This window comes from Bradyrhizobium sp. 154 (genome assembly GCF_023073875.1).
Lineage (GTDB): Bacteria > Pseudomonadota > Alphaproteobacteria > Rhizobiales > Xanthobacteraceae > Bradyrhizobium.
The window spans coordinates 106,213-121,455 of the sequence record NZ_JADPKG010000044.1; the positions used below are offsets into that span (position 1 = coordinate 106,213).

The 15,243-nt window shown below is 64.2% G+C and carries 12 protein-coding genes; 7 read left to right on the top strand and 5 right to left on the bottom strand.

Annotation, left to right across the window (positions count from 1 at the left end):
• Positions 1-207 precede the first annotated feature (207 nt).
• The 7 genes from glpD to IVA92_RS10410 all read left to right on the top strand — a co-directional run bounded on the left by glpD (position 208) and on the right by IVA92_RS10410 (position 7,985).
• Positions 208-1,758, top strand: a complete 1,551-nt coding sequence (glpD, locus tag IVA92_RS10380) for a glycerol-3-phosphate dehydrogenase (protein WP_247279574.1) — start codon at positions 208-210, stop codon at positions 1,756-1,758.
• A complete protein-coding gene (locus IVA92_RS10385; protein WP_247279575.1) occupies positions 1,755-2,894 on the top strand; it encodes an ABC transporter ATP-binding protein in 1,140 nt (379 codons plus the stop codon). Before glpD ends, IVA92_RS10385 begins: the two co-directional genes overlap by 4 nt.
• A gap of 12 nt (positions 2,895-2,906) precedes the next feature.
• The gene (locus tag IVA92_RS10390) at positions 2,907-3,992 is read left to right on the top strand and encodes an ABC transporter ATP-binding protein (protein ID WP_247279576.1); all 1,086 of its coding nucleotides are present in this window, start codon (positions 2,907-2,909) and stop codon (positions 3,990-3,992) included.
• Positions 3,992-4,966, top strand: a complete 975-nt coding sequence (locus IVA92_RS10395) for a sugar ABC transporter permease (RefSeq protein ID WP_247279577.1) — start codon at positions 3,992-3,994, stop codon at positions 4,964-4,966. The genes IVA92_RS10390 and IVA92_RS10395 overlap by 1 nt, the downstream gene beginning before the upstream one ends.
• Positions 4,966-5,772 carry a carbohydrate ABC transporter permease gene (locus IVA92_RS10400; protein WP_247279578.1) on the top strand — a complete coding sequence of 269 codons (807 nt, stop codon included), beginning with the start codon at positions 4,966-4,968 and terminating at the stop codon, positions 5,770-5,772. Before IVA92_RS10395 ends, IVA92_RS10400 begins: the two co-directional genes overlap by 1 nt.
• A 10-nt stretch (positions 5,773-5,782) precedes the next feature.
• Positions 5,783-6,112: a DUF2160 domain-containing protein gene (locus IVA92_RS10405; protein ID WP_247279579.1), complete on the top strand. Its 330-nt coding sequence runs from the start codon at positions 5,783-5,785 to the stop codon at positions 6,110-6,112.
• 130 nt (positions 6,113-6,242) lie between these two features.
• Positions 6,243-7,985 (top strand): ABC transporter substrate-binding protein, encoded by a 1,743-nt coding sequence (locus IVA92_RS10410; RefSeq protein WP_247279676.1) that lies wholly within the window; start codon positions 6,243-6,245, stop codon positions 7,983-7,985.
• 224 nt (positions 7,986-8,209) lie between these two features.
• On the opposite strand, the gene IVA92_RS10415 is transcribed toward IVA92_RS10410, so the two are convergent.
• From IVA92_RS10415 to IVA92_RS10435, 5 genes are all read right to left on the bottom strand, one after another.
• Positions 8,210-9,310 (bottom strand): alkene reductase, encoded by a 1,101-nt coding sequence (locus IVA92_RS10415; RefSeq protein ID WP_247279580.1) that lies wholly within the window; start codon positions 9,308-9,310, stop codon positions 8,210-8,212.
• Between the two features lie 183 nt (positions 9,311-9,493).
• Positions 9,494-9,997, bottom strand: coding sequence for a DUF1993 domain-containing protein (locus IVA92_RS10420; RefSeq protein ID WP_247279581.1), 504 nt, complete (start codon positions 9,995-9,997; stop codon positions 9,494-9,496).
• Between the two features lie 306 nt (positions 9,998-10,303).
• Entirely contained in the window at positions 10,304-11,599 is a 1,296-nt protein-coding gene (locus IVA92_RS10425; RefSeq protein ID WP_247279582.1) for a lytic murein transglycosylase, read from the bottom strand.
• Between the two features lie 135 nt (positions 11,600-11,734).
• A complete protein-coding gene (locus IVA92_RS10430) occupies positions 11,735-13,675 on the bottom strand; it encodes a glycosyltransferase (RefSeq protein WP_247279583.1) in 1,941 nt (646 codons plus the stop codon).
• Positions 13,672-15,018, bottom strand: coding sequence for an HlyD family secretion protein (locus tag IVA92_RS10435; protein WP_247279584.1), 1,347 nt, complete (start codon positions 15,016-15,018; stop codon positions 13,672-13,674). Before IVA92_RS10435 ends, IVA92_RS10430 begins: the two co-directional genes overlap by 4 nt.
• Between the last annotated feature and the right edge of the window lie 225 nt (positions 15,019-15,243).

Genomic DNA, 15,243 nt, shown 5'->3' on the forward strand with positions numbered 1-15,243 from the left:
TTGGTTCACGGAGCCGCACTAGCTGCTCCTTAATCGAGCTGCTTGCCCGTACATCTGTCCGTTCTCCTGCTGATTTCCCCACTCCATCGTGGTTGAAAAAGTTCCTCGTTCATTTCCTCTCGCTTCTCTTTCATCTTGCTTTCGTTTTGCGGTGTGATCTAATCAAAAACGAAAGTTGCCGCTCGATGAACGGGCGGTCGCCGGGGGATGCGTCTGTTGGAGCGTATTTTCGACCTCGCCATCATCGGAGGCGGTGTGAATGGCTGTGGCATCGCGCGCGACGCGGTGGGCCGCGGCAACACGGTTTTCCTGTGCGAAATGAACGATTTGGCGAGCGGGACGTCGTCTTGGTCGACCAAGCTGGTGCATGGCGGGCTGCGCTATCTCGAATATTACGAATTTCGCTTGGTCCGAGAGGCCTTGATCGAACGCGAGATCCTCTGGGGCATCGCGCCCCACATCATCCGCCCGCTGAGATTCGTCCTGCCGCATCACGCCGGCCTGCGCCCGGCCTGGCTGCTGCGGCTCGGCCTTTTCCTTTATGACCACATCGGCGGCCGTCACTTGCTGCCCGCGACCCGCTCGGTGGATCTCCGGCGTGACGAGGTCGGTCGCCCGCTGATCCCGAACCGCTACAGCCGCGCGTTCGAATATTCCGACTGCTTCGTCGACGACGCCCGCCTCGTCGTGCTCAATGCGCGCGATGCCGCCGACAAGGGTGCCGAGATCCGCACCCGCACCCGCGCCACCGAGATTCGTCAGTCCGACGGCGTCTGGACCGTCGGCATGATCAACACGCTGACCGGCGAGCGCTCGTCGATCCAGGCGCGCGCGCTGGTCAATGCCGGCGGTCCCTGGGTCGAGGACGTGCTCGGCCGCGGCGCCGGCCTCAATGCGAAGGCCAAGGTGCGTCTGGTGCAGGGCTCGCACATCGTGGTGAAGAAGCTCTACGACCACGACCGCGCCTACATGTTCCAGAACGCCGACGGCCGCATCATCTTCGTGATTCCGTACCAGGACGATTTCACGCTGATCGGCACCACCGACCGCGACTATGATGGCGATCCCGCTAAGGTGAAGGCGACAGCCGAGGAGATTCAATATCTCTGCACGGCGGCGAGCGAATACCTGGCTAAGCCGGTGACGTCCGACGACGTGGTCTGGACCTATTCCGGCGTACGCCCGCTCTATGACGACGGCGCCAGCGAGGCCAAGGCCGCGACCCGCGACTACGTGTTCGAGCTCGATACGCCCGGCGGCGTGCCGCTGCTGTCGATCTATGGTGGCAAGATCACGACCTACCGCCGACTCGCCGAAGAGGCGCTGGAACGGCTGGCGCCCTATCTTCGCAGCGCGAAAGCGCGCGAGGGCTGGACCGGCAAATGGCCGCTGCCCGGCGGCGACATGAACGTATCCGACATCGACGGCCTGATCGCGGAGCTCCAGCGCGGCTATCCCTTCCTCAGCCATGAGCATGCCCGGCGCCTCGCCCGCGCCTATGGCACCCGTGCCATCAAGCTGCTCGGCGATGCGAAATCGACCGCCGATCTCGGCCGGTCCTTTGGTGCGACGCTGACCGAGCGCGAGGTCCGCTATCTCATGGCGAATGAATGGGCGGTCACCGCCGAGGACGTCGTCTGGCGCCGGTCCAAGCTCGGCCTGCGACTATCTGCCGACGAGATCGCCGCGCTTGACGACTGGATCAGGGCCCACGCCGTGCCGCAAACTCCCCTGCTGGAAGCAGGAGGACGCTCATGACAGTGACGCTCGACCACGTGACCCGGACTGTCGAGGGCGTCCCGCACATCCGCGATGTCTCGCTGACGTTCGAGAGCGGTACCCTCAACGTACTGCTCGGCCCGACGCTGTCGGGCAAGACCTCGATCATGCGGCTGCTCGCCGGCCTCGACAAGCCGACCACGGGCAGGGTGCTGGTGGGCGGCAAGGACGTCACCGGCGCCGACGTGCGCCAACGCTCGGTCGCGATGGTCTATCAGCAATTCATCAATTACCCCTCGCTCACGGTTTATGAGAACATCGCCTCGCCCCTGCGCGTGCAAGGCAAGCCGCGCGACGAGATCAAGGCGCGTGTCGCGGAGGCTGCAAAGCTGCTCCGCCTCGAGCCGTTCCTGAAGCGAACTCCGCTCCAACTCTCGGGCGGCCAGCAGCAGCGTACCGCGATTGCGCGCGCGCTGGTCAAGGGCGCCGATCTCGTGCTGCTCGACGAGCCGCTCGCCAATCTCGACTACAAACTCCGCGAGGAGCTGCGCGCCGAGCTGCCGCGCATCTTCGAGGCCTCCGGCGCGATCTTCATCTACGCCACCACCGAGCCGACGGAGGCGCTGCTGCTAGGTGGCAACACCGTGTGCATGTGGGAGGGCCAGGCGCTTCAGATGGGCGAGACATCCAACGTCTACCGCCGCCCGCGGACGCTGCGCGTCGCGCAGGTGTTTTCGGATCCGCCGCTCAATCTCGTCGGTATCGATAAGCGAAATGGCTCCGTGCAATATGCCGGCGGCACGGCCTCGCCGGCCTCGGGGCTCTATGCTGGCCTTGCCGACGGCGCCTATCGCGTCGGCTTCCGCGCGCATCAGCTCGGGCTTGCCAATGGCGAGGCCGACCGCCACGCCTTCCACGCCACGGTGACGGTGACCGAGATCACCGGTTCGGAGAGTTTCGTGCATCTGACCCGCGAGGGTTCGAACTGGGTGGCGGTCCTGCACGGCGTGCACGAGTTCGAGCCGGGCCAGACCCTGGATGCCGTGCTCGATCCCAATGATGTCTTCGTGTTCGATGCGGCCGACCGTCTGGTCGCCGCACCTGGCATAGCGTTTTCAAGCGAATTGCGTGGCGGTTCGCGTGAAGAAAACGCGTCAAACAGAAAAAGCTCCTGAGGGAGATGCGCCATGGCCCGCATTGACCTCGTCGATCTCGCGCACTCCTATGGCGGCAATAATGCGCCGCCGGAAAGCTTTGCGCTGAAGCCTGTGACCATGACCTGGCGGCAGGGCGGCGCCTATGCGCTGCTCGGCCCGTCCGGCTGCGGCAAGACCACGCTGCTCAACGTCATCTCCGGCATCATCACGCCCTCGCGCGGAAAGATCATGTTCGACGGGGTGGACATCACACCATTGTCAACCCAGAAGCGCAACATCGCCCAGGTGTTCCAGTTTCCGGTGATCTACGACACCATGACGGTGGGGCAGAACCTGGCGTTTCCGCTGAAGAACCGCGGCGTGCCGAAGGCCGAGATCGACAGGCGCGTCGCCGAGATCGGCCGCCTGCTCGATCTCGAACCCTATCTGAACCGCAAGGCGACGCGGCTCACGGCCGACGCCAAGCAGAAGATCTCGCTCGGCCGCGGCCTGGTTCGCTCGGACGTCGCCGCAGTGCTGTTCGACGAGCCGCTGACCGTGATCGATCCCGAGCTGAAATGGCAGCTCCGCTCCAAGCTGAAGGCGCTGCATCGCGAGCTCGACCTCACGATGATCTACGTCACCCATGACCAGACCGAGGCGCTGACCTTCGCCGACACTGTAGTCGTCATGCATGACGGCCGCGTGGTGCAGAGCGGCACGCCGGCCGAACTGTTCGACAAGCCTGCCCATACGTTCGTCGGCTACTTCATCGGCTCGCCTGGCATGAACATCCTGCCGGCGGAGGTGAGGGGACGCGAGGCGCGGATCGGTGGGCACGTCATCGCGCTCAACCGCAGCTACGACAATTTGCCTTCGGGCGCCAAGATCGAGATCGGCGTCCGCCCCGAATTCGTCGAGGTCGTCGCGCCCGCGCCCGGTCTGCTCACCGCAAAGATCGAGCGCATCGACGATCTCGGCCGCATCCGTTTCGCGCGGGCGCGGCTCGGCGACGCAAAGCTCGCCGCGCGCGCCCCCGGCGGATTCACCAGCCCGGACGGCAATGCGGGGCTGAAATTCGATCCGTCCCATGTCCACGTCTATGCCGACAGCCTTCTGGTGGAGGGAGCCGCCTGATGGACAAGATCGTCAACCAAAAAGCCTGGTTCCTGGTGCTGCCGGTGTTCCTGGTCGTCGCCTTCTCGGCGGTGCTGCCGCTGATGACCGTGGTGAACTATTCGATGCAGGACACCTTCGGCAACAACCAGTTCTTCTGGAACGGTGTCGGCTGGTTCAAGGAGCTGCTCGATCCCTCGACCGATCTCGGCGGCCGCTTTCTCGCTTCGCTCGGCCGCAATTTGTTTTTCTCGCTGGTGATCCTCGCCATCGAGGTGCCGCTTGGCATCGTCGTCGCGCTGTCGATGCCGCGCGAGGGCTGGACGGTTGCGGCCTGCCTCGTCATCCTCGCGCTGCCGCTGCTGATTCCGTGGAACGTGGTCGGCACGATCTGGCAGATCTTCGGCCGCCCCGACATCGGCCTGCTCGGCTATGCTCTCAACGCCGCGGGCTTCGACTACAATTACGTCTCCAACGACATCGACGCCTGGGTCACGGTCATCGTGATGGATGTCTGGCACTGGACCAGCCTCGTTGCGCTGCTCTGTTACGCCGGTCTGAAGTCGATTCCCGAAGCCTATTACCAGGCCGCCCAGATCGACGGCGCCTCGCGCTGGGCCGTTTTCAAGGCGATCCAGCTGCCGAAGATGAACCGCGTGCTCTTGATCGCGGTGCTGCTGCGCTTCATGGACAGCTTCATGATCTATACCGAGCCCTTCGTCGTCACCGGCGGCGGGCCGGGCAACTCGACGACCTTCGTGTCGATCGAGCTGGTCAAGATCGCGCTCGGCCAGTTTGACCTCGGAAAGGCCGCCGCGCTGTCGCTGGTCTACAATCTGATCATCCTGATCGTCTGCTGGATCTTCTATACCGTCATGACCAATGCCGGCGTCGAACGCAAAGTCCAGGCAGAGAGCGAGCCGGCGATTGAGTCCAAGCCGTCGGCCCGGCCCAAGCCCGTGCCCGCGCTTAAGCCAAAGGAAGGAGTGGCCTGATGCATTCGATCCCCGGCCGCCGCCTCATCATGGGGCTGTTCCTGATCTTTCTGCTGCTGCCGATCTACTGGCTCGTCAACATGAGCTTCAAGACCAACAGCGAGATCGTCTCGACAATGACGCTGTGGCCGCATACCCCGACGCTCCAGCACTACAAGCGCATCTTCACCGACGAGAGCTGGTACTCCGGCTACATCAACTCGCTGGAATACGTCGTCCTCAACACCGTCATCTCGATCGCGGTGGCGCTGCCGGCGGCCTACGCCTTCTCGCGCTACCGCTTCCTCGGCGACAAGCACCTGTTCTTCTGGCTGTTGTCGAACCGCATGGCGCCGGCCGCGGTTTATGCGCTGCCGTTCTTCAACCTCTATTCGGCGATCGGCCTGTTCGATACGCCCTGGGCGGTCGCGCTCGCGCACTGCATCTTCAACGTTCCGCTGGCGGTGTGGATCCTGGAAGGCTTCGTCTCCGGCGTGCCGCGCGAGATCGACGAGACCGCCTTCCTCGACGGCTATTCCTTCCCACGCTTCTTCATCAAGATCCTGGTGCCGCTGATTGCGAGCGGCATCGGCGTCGCCGCCTTCTTCTGCTTCATGTTCTCATGGGTCGAGCTCTTGCTCGCGCGCACGCTGACCTCGGTGCAGACCAAGCCCATCGCCGCGATCATGACGCGCACGGTGTCGGCCGCCGGCATGGACTGGGGCCTGCTGGCCGCCGCCGGCGTGCTCACCATCATTCCGGGCGCGCTCGTGATCTGGTTCGTCCGCAACTATATCGCGCGCGGTTTCGCGCTTGGCCGGGTCTAGGGAGGCTCATATGGAATCCATTGCATGGATGGCCTGGACGTTGCCGACCGCGATCTTCTTCGCAGCGCTCGCCTGCACGCTGGCGGTGATGACGTGGCTTGCCGCGGTCTATCCCGAGGCCGAGCGCGTCGGCGTGCTCAGCATTCCGACCACGCGCGGCGACCGCCTGTTCATCTCGCTGATCGCGGCCGCCGTCATTCACCTCGTGTGGATCGGCCTCGTCGGCACCGATGCGATCGCCACGCTGCCGGTCGGCGAGGAAGGTTTTGAGATTTCGAACCTGTGGCTCGCAAGTGGAATTTCGCTGGTCATGGCCGCGCTTATTTTTCGCACGGTCTGAAGCTGGCGAAGGGACGGCCAGATCCGGGACCAACCCGGGCCTGTATAAAAGTTTGTCGCTGCAACGGAGGAATAACATGCGGCAGTTTAGGAGAAGGAAAGGTCCATTGACCAGGAATAGCTTTACGACCATGTCCAGCGTCGCCGCGATTGTTGCGGTGTCGTTCGCCGTCTCGGCGCCGGTTCGCGCCGCCGATGACGCCGTAATCCAGAAGTGGATCGCGGAATTCCAGCCCTCGACGCTGTCGAAGGAAGACCAGAAGAAGGAGCTGGAGTGGTTTGCCAAGGCCGCCGAGCCCTTCAAGAACATGGAGATCAACGTCGTCTCCGAGACCATCACGACACACGAATATGAAGCGCAGACGCTGGCCAAGGCGTTCTCCGAGATCACCGGCATCAAGCTCAAGCACGACCTTATCCAGGAGGGTGACGTCGTCGAGAAGCTCCAGACCCAGATGCAGTCCGGCAAGAACGTCTATGACGGCTGGATCAACGATAGCGACCTGATCGGCACGCATTTCCGTTACGGCCAGACCATCGTGCTGTCGGACTACATGGCCGGCGAGGGCAAGGACGTCACCGATCCCATGCTCGACGTCAATGACTTCATCGGCAAGTCATTCACTACCGGGCCGGACGGCAAGCTCTATCAGCTTCCCGACCAGCAGTTCGCCAACCTCTATTGGTTCCGCTACGACTGGTTCACCAATCCCGACTACAAGGCCAAGTTCAAGGCGAAGTATGGCTACGAGCTCGGCGTGCCCGTGAACTGGTCCGCGTATGAGGACATCGCCGAGTTCTTCACCAACGACATCAAGGAGATCAACGGCGTCAAGGTCTACGGCCATATGGACTATGGCAAGAAGGACCCCTCGCTCGGATGGCGCTTCACCGACGCCTGGCTGTCTATGGCCGGCAACGGTGACAAGGGCATTCCGAACGGCCTGCCGGTCGACGAATGGGGCATCCGCATGGAAGGCTGCCGTCCGGTCGGCTCGTCGGTGGAACGTGGTGGCGACACCAACGGTCCAGCCGCGGTCTACTCGATCACCAAGTATCTCGAGTGGCTGAAGAAGTACGCGCCGCCGCAGGCGCAGGGCATGACGTTCTCCGAAGCTGGCCCGGTGCCGGCGCAGGGCAATATCGCCCAGCAGATCTTCTGGTATACCGCCTTCACCGCCGACATGGTGAAGCCGGGTCTGCCGGTCGTGAATGCGGACGGTACGCCGAAGTGGCGCATGGCTCCCTCTCCGCACGGCTCCTACTGGAAGGAAGGCATGAAGCTCGGTTACCAGGACGCCGGCTCCGCGACGCTGCTGAAGTCGACTCCGCCGGACCGCCGCAAGGCAGCCTGGCTCTATCTCCAGTTCATCGTCTCCAAGTCGGTGAGCCTGAAGAAGAGCCATGTCGGTCTCACCTTCATCCGTGAGTCCGACATCTGGGACAAGTCCTTTACGGAACGTGCGCCGAAGCTCGGCGGCCTGATCGAGTTCTACCGCTCGCCCGCCCGCGTGCAGTGGACCCCGACCGGCAACAACGTGCCCGACTATCCGAAGCTCGCGCAGCTCTGGTGGCAGAACATCGGCGATGCGTCGTCCGGTGCGAAGACGCCGCAGCAGGCGATGGATGCCCTTGCGGCCGCCCAGGACTCCGTGATGGAGCGCCTCGAAAAGTCCGGCGTGCAGGGCGCCTGCGGTCCCAAGCTGCACAAGAAGGAATCGGCCGAATACTGGTTCGCCAAGGCCCAGAAGGACGGCACGATCGCTCCGCAGCGCAAGCTCGCCAACGAGAAGCCGAAGGGCGAGACGGTCGACTACGACACCCTGATTAAGTCGTGGCCGGCCACTCCGCCCAAGCGCGCGGAAGCGAAGTAAGCAGCGTCTCATAACAACGAAGGCCGGGAGCAATCCCGGCCTTTTTCTTTTTGGTGAGTTGGGCTCACTGCCTCCGCACCGTCACTGCGAGCCACCGGGTCCGCGCGAAGCGCGGCCCGATGACAGGCTCCGCGAAGCAAGCCGGAGTCTTTCCGCGGAGGCAGTCTGGATTGCTTCGTCGCTTCGCTCCTCGCAATGATGGAGAATGGGGCTACGGCGCAGCCTTACTCCGCCAGCTCAGCCGCGAGCGTCGGATAGTCCGTGTATCCTTTCGCGCCGCCGCCGTAGAACGTGGTCTTGTCCCAGTCGTTCAGGGCCGCGCCCTGCTTCAGCCGTTCGACCAGGTCGGGGTTGGAGATGAACGGCTTGCCGAAGGCGATGAGATCGGCCGCATTCGCGTCCAGCACCTTGTTCGCGAGATCGAAGCCGTAGCCGTTATTGGCGATATAGGCGCCCGAAAAGCGCTTGCGCAAGGACGCATAGTCGAACGGTGCGAAGTCCCGCGGTCCGCCGGTGGCGCCTTCGACGACGTGGAGATAGACCAGCTTGAGCGCGCTGAGACCGTCGACGATGTGATCGAACAGAGCTTGCGGATTGCTGTCGGAGATGTCGTTGGCAGGCGTCACCGGTGAGATGCGAATGCCGGTGCGATCGCTGCCGGCTTCAGCCGCGACGGCTCTGGAGACCTCAAGCATCAACCGCGCACGTTTCTCGATGGAGCCACCATAGGGGTCGGTTCGCTTGTTGGCGCCGTCCTTGGCGAACTGATCGAGCAGATAGCCGTTGGCGCCGTGGATCTCGACGCCGTCGAAGCCGGCTTCGAGCGCATTCTTCGCGGCGCGCTTGAAGTCGTCGATGATCCCAGGAATTTCGGACAGATCGAGCGCGCGCGGCTCGGAGACGTCGGCGAAGCCGCCGTTGACGAAGGTCTTGCCCTTGGCGCGGATTGCGCTCGGCGCCACGGGGGCTGCGCCATTCGCCTGGAGGTCGACATGCGAGATGCGGCCGACATGCCAGAGTTGGATGAAGATCTTGCCGCCGCGCTCATGGACGCGGTCGGTGACCTTGCGCCAGCCGGCCACCTGGTCTTTGGAATAGATGCCGGGCGTGTCCTGGTAGCCCTGGCCCTGCTGCGAGACCTGGCTCGCTTCGGTGATCAGGAGCCCCGCGGAAGCGCGCTGGCCGTAATAATCGGCCGCGAGCGGACCAGGTACGAACGTGCCGGGCGCAGCACGGTTGCGCGTCAGCGGCGCCATCACCAGGCGATTGGCCAGCGTGATCGGGCCGAGCTTGTAGGAGGCAAACAATTTGGTCGGACGGCTCATGGGAATGCTTCCAGGCAATGAGAGGTCACGAACACTTGTGCATCGCGATAACAGGCGCAAGGGAGGAGCCATACGGAAAGTGCAGGCGAGCTGCGCGGCGAGCTCTGCGCAGCATGGATCATGTGCAAATTCGGCCGCGGCGGCAGATTCGATCTCCTGCCGCAGCCGCTTGCATTGTCGAGGTTAGTTCGCGCCGAGGAAATCGCGCTTGCCGATTTCGACGCCGTTGTGGCGCAAAATGCCATGGGCGGTCGTGGCGTGGAAATAGAAGTTCGGCAGCGAAAACGAGCTCAGGAATTGCTGGCCCTTCATGGTGATGGATTTGTCCGGACCGGCCGGGAAGGTGACGTCCTTGACGTCGGCCCCTTCGAACTGCTCGGGCTTGAACGACTTCACGTAATCGATGGTCTTGGCCAGCCGCTGCTTCAGCTCTGCGAAGCTGGTCTCGGTGTCGGGCGTTGCGGGCACCTCGCTATGGGTGAGCCGGGCACAGCCCTTGGCGGCGAAATCGCTGACGAGCTGGACCTGCTTCGACAGCGGCAGCATGTCCGGAAACAGGCGTGATCCGAGCAGGACGCTGGGGTCGATCTTTTTGGCCGCACAATGTGCCTCCGCCTTGGTGAGCAGGCCGGTGAGGCTGTTCAGGATTTGCAAATAGGCGGGGACGACGGCGTCGTAGAAGGACATGTGATGCTCGCTTCAATGGGAGGGAATCTCAGGAGAAAACCTGAGCGACTCACATGGGAACGTCATGGAAAAATACAATCGCGGAAGCAGCTTGTGCGATGCGAAAATTCTCCTTCGATGGCTCGTGGTGCTTTAGCCGCCACATCTCTCGCTGTCATGCCGCGCGAAGGCGGACGATCCCGTACTCCGAGACGATTGTGATTGGGCAGAGGCGCTGCGGCGTACTGGATGGCCGGCCGGAGCCTGTCATCGGGCTCGCCGAAAAAGGAGACCCGGTGGCGGGGCATGACGGCGAGTTAGGCTCTCTTATCTCACCATGCCCGCCGGCTGCGCCTGCGCCGTGCCGCCGCGCATGCGGGCCAAGAGCTCCGTGGTCGGCCAGGAATCGGCCGGCAGACCGTGCTTGATCTGCATCGCCTTGACGGCCGCGCGGCTCTGCTGGCCCAGCACGCCATCGATCTTGCCGACATTGAAGCCGGCACTCACCAGGAGCTGCTGCAATTCCTTGAGCTCGTTGAACGGCAGCTGCGCCACCGGCGCCGTTGGCTTGCGCATCGGCCGGGCGCCAGCGATGCGCGAGGCGAGATAGCCTGCCGTGGTCGAGTAGATCAGCGAGTTATTCCATTCGGTATAAGCCGCGAAATTCGGGTAGGCCATGAACGCCGGCCCAAAGCGTCCCATCGGCAGCAGCACGGAGGCGGCGAGATTGTCGTTCGGCAGCGGACGTCCGTCAGGGTAGGTGACTCCGAGCTGCGCCCATGTCGAGCGCGGCTCCCGCACGTTGAGATCGGTCTTGTCCCACGGCAGGTTTGGCGGCACCTTGATCTCCTCCAGCCACGGCTCGCCGCGCCGCCACTTCAATCCGTTGGCGATGTAATTCGCGGTCGAGCCGATCACGTCGGCTCCCGAGCGCAATAGGTCGCGCCGCCCGTCGCCGTCATAGTCGACGGCGTAGTTGACGTAATGCACGGGCAGGAACTGCGTCTGCCCGAGCTCACCGGCCCAGGAGCCGATCATCTCGTCGGGATGCAGATCGCCGCGGTCGATGATCTTCAGCGCGGCGATGGTCTCGTTGACGAACATCTCCGAGCGGCGGCAATCATACGCGAGCGACACCAGCGATTTCAGCGTCGGCAGGTTGCCCATGTTGGCGCCGAAATCGCTTTCCAGCCCCCAGAACGCGGCGATGACGGCCGGCGGCACGCCATATTCCTTCTCGGCGCGCGCGAATGCGGCCGCGTATTGCTTGATGTGCTGCTGGCCGTTCTGCATGCGATAGGGCGCGGCCATGCGGCCGGCAAATTCGGTGAAGAGCTGGCCAAACACACGCTGGCCGCGGTCACGGTTCACGATGCCCTGGTCGTAGATGAGATAGGGCGAAGCCTCCGCGATCGTGCGCTGCGATACGCCCGCAGCCATCGCCTGTTGCTTCACGTCGGCCAGGAAGCGATCGAAGCTCGCGCCATTGTGGCACGACGCCGCGCGCGGCGAGGGAGCCTTCGGCACTGCGGGCTTGGCGGGAGGTGGAAGCATTTGGGCCGAGGCGGTGGCGGAGCATGCGAGGAGCGCGACGGCCGCGATCAGAAATCGGGTCTGGACCATGGGGGTTCCGGCGGGGAAGGGGCAGGCGTGGATTCGACAGAAGTCTAGGCGAAGTGATGGCCTCAGGCCATCCTTCCTTGCCGCCCTTTCCATGCCCCGTCAGCCCAGGGAATACGAGCGGGCGTCGCACGAGGCCTAGCCGAACAGCCGCAGCAGCAGCGCCTTGCCGACCGGCAGCGCCCTCACGCCCCGATAGGCCCGAACATATTCGCCGGCATAGAACGCCCTGATCGCATGCACGCGCGTATCCATGCCTTCCTCGAAGCGCACGGCGAATCCATCCGCAGTCCATCGCACCACGATCGCCGCGATCGAGCGGCCATAGATCCGGCATTCGATCGTGCTTCCGGGCGCCGGCCGATCGGGATCGATCAGTCGGGCGCCGGTGATGGAGATGTCGGCGAGCCGCGCGAGATGCGACCGGCCATCCTGGCGCAGCAGGACCGGTTCATTGCGATTGAACCGCTCCGCCTTGCGCTTGCGCGGCTGCTCGATGCAGACGAAGCAGACCACGGTGAGAATGAGCGCGTTGTAAAGGCTCCAGGCCAGCGCCAGTCCGCCATAAGCGATGTTCTCGCCGCGAAGGTGCAGGATGAAGGCATAGGCGATGGCCGAGAGCGTGATGAGAAGGGCGGTGCCATAGAGCCGCAGCAGCGGCCATTCGACGAATCGTCTGTCGCGGTCGCCGCCTTTCGCGGTGACCTTGAATTTGTGACCTTTCGGCTTCAACAGGCCGGCCGCAACCGCCTTGAGCACGGCGGGCGCGGCGATGAGCTGCGAGACGTCCGTCATCATGGCGAGCGAACGGCCGCGCGACAGCCAGGCCATGCTGAGACCATTCCAGACATAGAACGGCAGGAAGACGCGCAATAATTCGGTGAGATCGGCCCGGACCGCCTTGATTCCGAACAGCAGGAACAGCCAGGGCACCACGAGGCCGGCCACCTTCGATGGGTAGACCGCGGCCCAGCTCATGAAGGCGTCGATCAGCGAGAGCCGATCGATCAAGGGCAGCCTTGAGTCCCGCGAGAGTGGTCCGCTGCGGCCGCGCACGATCTGCATCAAGCCGAGACACCAGCGGGCGCGCTGGGTGATGTATTCCTTCAGGCCTTCCGGCGCGAGCCCGATCGTCAGGCGCTCGTTGAGATAGATCGTGTTGAGGCCGCGTTCCTTCAGGCGCAGGGTGACGAGGTAGTCTTCGGTCACCGAGTCAGTCGGAAACCCGCCGATCTGCACCAGTCCGGTATAGCGAATGAGGGATGAGGTGCCGCAGCAAAACGCGACCCCCCAGGCGTCTTTCGCCGGCAGCAGGATGTCGAAGAAGAAGCGTTGCTCGTCGGGCCAGACGTCAGTCGCGGCAAGGTTGGTCTGGATCGGGTCGGGATTGATGAAGTGCTGCGGCGTCTGCACCACGCCGACCGAAGCATCGTCCATGAGCGAGATGGTGCGCGCGAGGAAGTCGGGCCGCGGCACGAAGTCCGCGTCGAGGATGGCCACGAAGTCGGGCCGCTCCGGCAGCGCGCCGACATGCCTGAGCGCATGGTTGATGTTGCCGGCCTTGGCGTGGTGGTTGTCGGGCCGCGTGAGATAATGGCAGCCGAGCTCGCGCGAAAGGCGCCCCAGCCAGGGCCGTCGGCCATCGTCGAGCACCCAGACGCGGTAGTTGCCGTACGCCATGCCGGTCGCGCCGATGATCGTGCGCTCGAGGATCGATCGTTCCTCGTTGTAGGTGCAGATGAAGACGTCGATCAACGGCGCGCGCGGGTCGGTGGCACGGCCATCGATCCTCGCCGCGCCCGTGCGATCGAGCGTCCGGCTCAGGAACAGCAGGGACAACGCGACTGCGACCAGCGAGGCCGCCTCCAGCAGCATGAAGGGATAGCCGATCACCGCATCAACAGTCAGATGCGGCGGCGGGAGCGTCGCCGTGACCCGCCAATAGAGATAGCGCAGCAGCAACGCCACCGACATGACGGCCAGCAGCGAGCGAGCCATCGTGCTGTCGCGCCTGAGCAGCGGCACGATCGCCATGAAGGCGCCGAGCGCAATCAGGCCAGGCGTCAGCGCCGTCGTCACGGCGTGGTCTCATGCCGGGCGAACACGACGCGGCCGGTGCGCCCCACGGTGCAAGCGCGGGCCGCAGCGTCGCGTGATGCCACGGTCACGCGATAGGGCTCCTTGCTCAGCGCATCCGGATTGATCGCGAGATTGGCGGGCGCGCCGGCGGCGCCGGTCAGATTGATCACGGTGCCGGAGATCGGCTCGCCGCCGTCATTCGGCTCGAAGGTGGCGCGGTCGCCGAGCTGCAGGTGGTTGTAGACGTTTTCGGTGACGTTGGCAGTGATGACGGCGCCGCTGCAATCGAGCACCTTGAGCAGGGGCTGGCCGGCCTGCACGTCCTCGCCCGGCGAGGTCATCATCTCCCAGACCCGCCCTGTGACCGGTGTCGTGATGTTGGCCTCTGAGAGATCCGCGAAGCGGACCTCTTCGACGATGAGCTCGTTGGCGAGCCAGGAGATCTCGGTGTCGATTCGTGCGAGGTCGGCTTCGAGGTCGCTGGCGCGCTGGCGCATCTCTTCCTCGCGCTGCACCGAGCTTGGCCGGTCGTTGTAGCTGTCGCCGAGGAACGAGCCGTTCTGTGCCGCGGCGAGCTCCACCTTGGTGGCGTCCAGCCGCTTGCGCGCACCGAGTTCGGTCTGCTGTGACACCGAGAGCTCGCGCGTCAGACGCGCCAGCTCGACGGTCGAAACGTTGCCGGATTTCGCTAGCGAGGAGGCGCGGTCGACGGCGGCGCTGGCCTCGTCGCGCCGCGCGGCGGCCGCCTCGATCGAGGTCTGGATCTCCGCAATGCGCGCCTCGAGCTGGAGCACGCGTCCGTCGCGGAATTGCGTCGCCTGCCGCGCAAGATCCTTTTGTGCGGCCTGGGCCGAGGCAAGCTTGGCAGCAAGGCTCGGCCGCTCGTTTTCAAGGCGCGATTTCTGCCGCCGGAGATCGTCGAGCCGGGTGCGATCGCTGCGCGAATTCACGACGCGCAGGACCACGGTTCCCGCGTCGAGCTTGGTCTGGTCGGTGATGCGCTGCGCAGCTGCCACACGGCCGCCGATCGGCGTACGCAAGGTGACGAGCCGGGAATTCAGCACCGCCTCGACGCTCGAATTCTCCCAGATCGCGCGTAGCGGCAGCCAGCCGAACACTGCGATGATGGCGAGCCCGATGGCAATCTTGGCCCCGCGCCGCAGATGGGGCCAGCGCGGCGGCGGTTCCGGCGCCGTTTGCGCATCGGGCGCGTGGCCGGGCTCGTCATTGGCGAACATCTGCTCGTACAGCGCCTCCTGCAAGCCCTTCGCGTCAGTCTTGCTCTCGTGAGGGGAGGGAGTGGATGCGGGGTCGACGGAAGCGGCGCGTGAGCGGTCCATCATGGCGGTCACCTTGCTGACGGGATGCCAACGGAACCGGTCAATGCACAAGAACCGTGCGCCGTGCCCGGTGAGCGCGGATTAAGCCAATGCTGCGCTTTCCAGGTTGCTAAGCGCCCACGTGTGTTTTTGCGTAAATCTCCGTCAAGGTTTAGGGGCGGGGGAAAGGCTGGCCGCACTGCCATCGATCTGCGGCCGGGCGACGCACGAACCTTGCGGTCACAGGCA

Coding starts and splice junctions, on each gene's coding strand:
- IVA92_RS10435 (WP_247279584.1), bottom strand. CDS start 15,018: ATGATGGACCGCTCACGCGCCGCTTCCGTCGACCCCGCATCCACTCCC.
- IVA92_RS10385 (WP_247279575.1), top strand. CDS start 1,755: ATGACAGTGACGCTCGACCACGTGACCCGGACTGTCGAGGGCGTCCCG.
- IVA92_RS10415 (WP_247279580.1), bottom strand. CDS start 9,310: ATGAGCCGTCCGACCAAATTGTTTGCCTCCTACAAGCTCGGCCCGATC.
- IVA92_RS10410 (WP_247279676.1), top strand. CDS start 6,243: ATGTCCAGCGTCGCCGCGATTGTTGCGGTGTCGTTCGCCGTCTCGGCG.
- glpD (WP_247279574.1), top strand. CDS start 208: ATGCGTCTGTTGGAGCGTATTTTCGACCTCGCCATCATCGGAGGCGGT.
- IVA92_RS10400 (WP_247279578.1), top strand. CDS start 4,966: ATGCATTCGATCCCCGGCCGCCGCCTCATCATGGGGCTGTTCCTGATC.
- IVA92_RS10405 (WP_247279579.1), top strand. CDS start 5,783: ATGGAATCCATTGCATGGATGGCCTGGACGTTGCCGACCGCGATCTTC.
- IVA92_RS10420 (WP_247279581.1), bottom strand. CDS start 9,997: ATGTCCTTCTACGACGCCGTCGTCCCCGCCTATTTGCAAATCCTGAAC.
- IVA92_RS10395 (WP_247279577.1), top strand. CDS start 3,992: ATGGACAAGATCGTCAACCAAAAAGCCTGGTTCCTGGTGCTGCCGGTG.
- IVA92_RS10390 (WP_247279576.1), top strand. CDS start 2,907: ATGGCCCGCATTGACCTCGTCGATCTCGCGCACTCCTATGGCGGCAAT.
- IVA92_RS10425 (WP_247279582.1), bottom strand. CDS start 11,599: ATGGTCCAGACCCGATTTCTGATCGCGGCCGTCGCGCTCCTCGCATGC.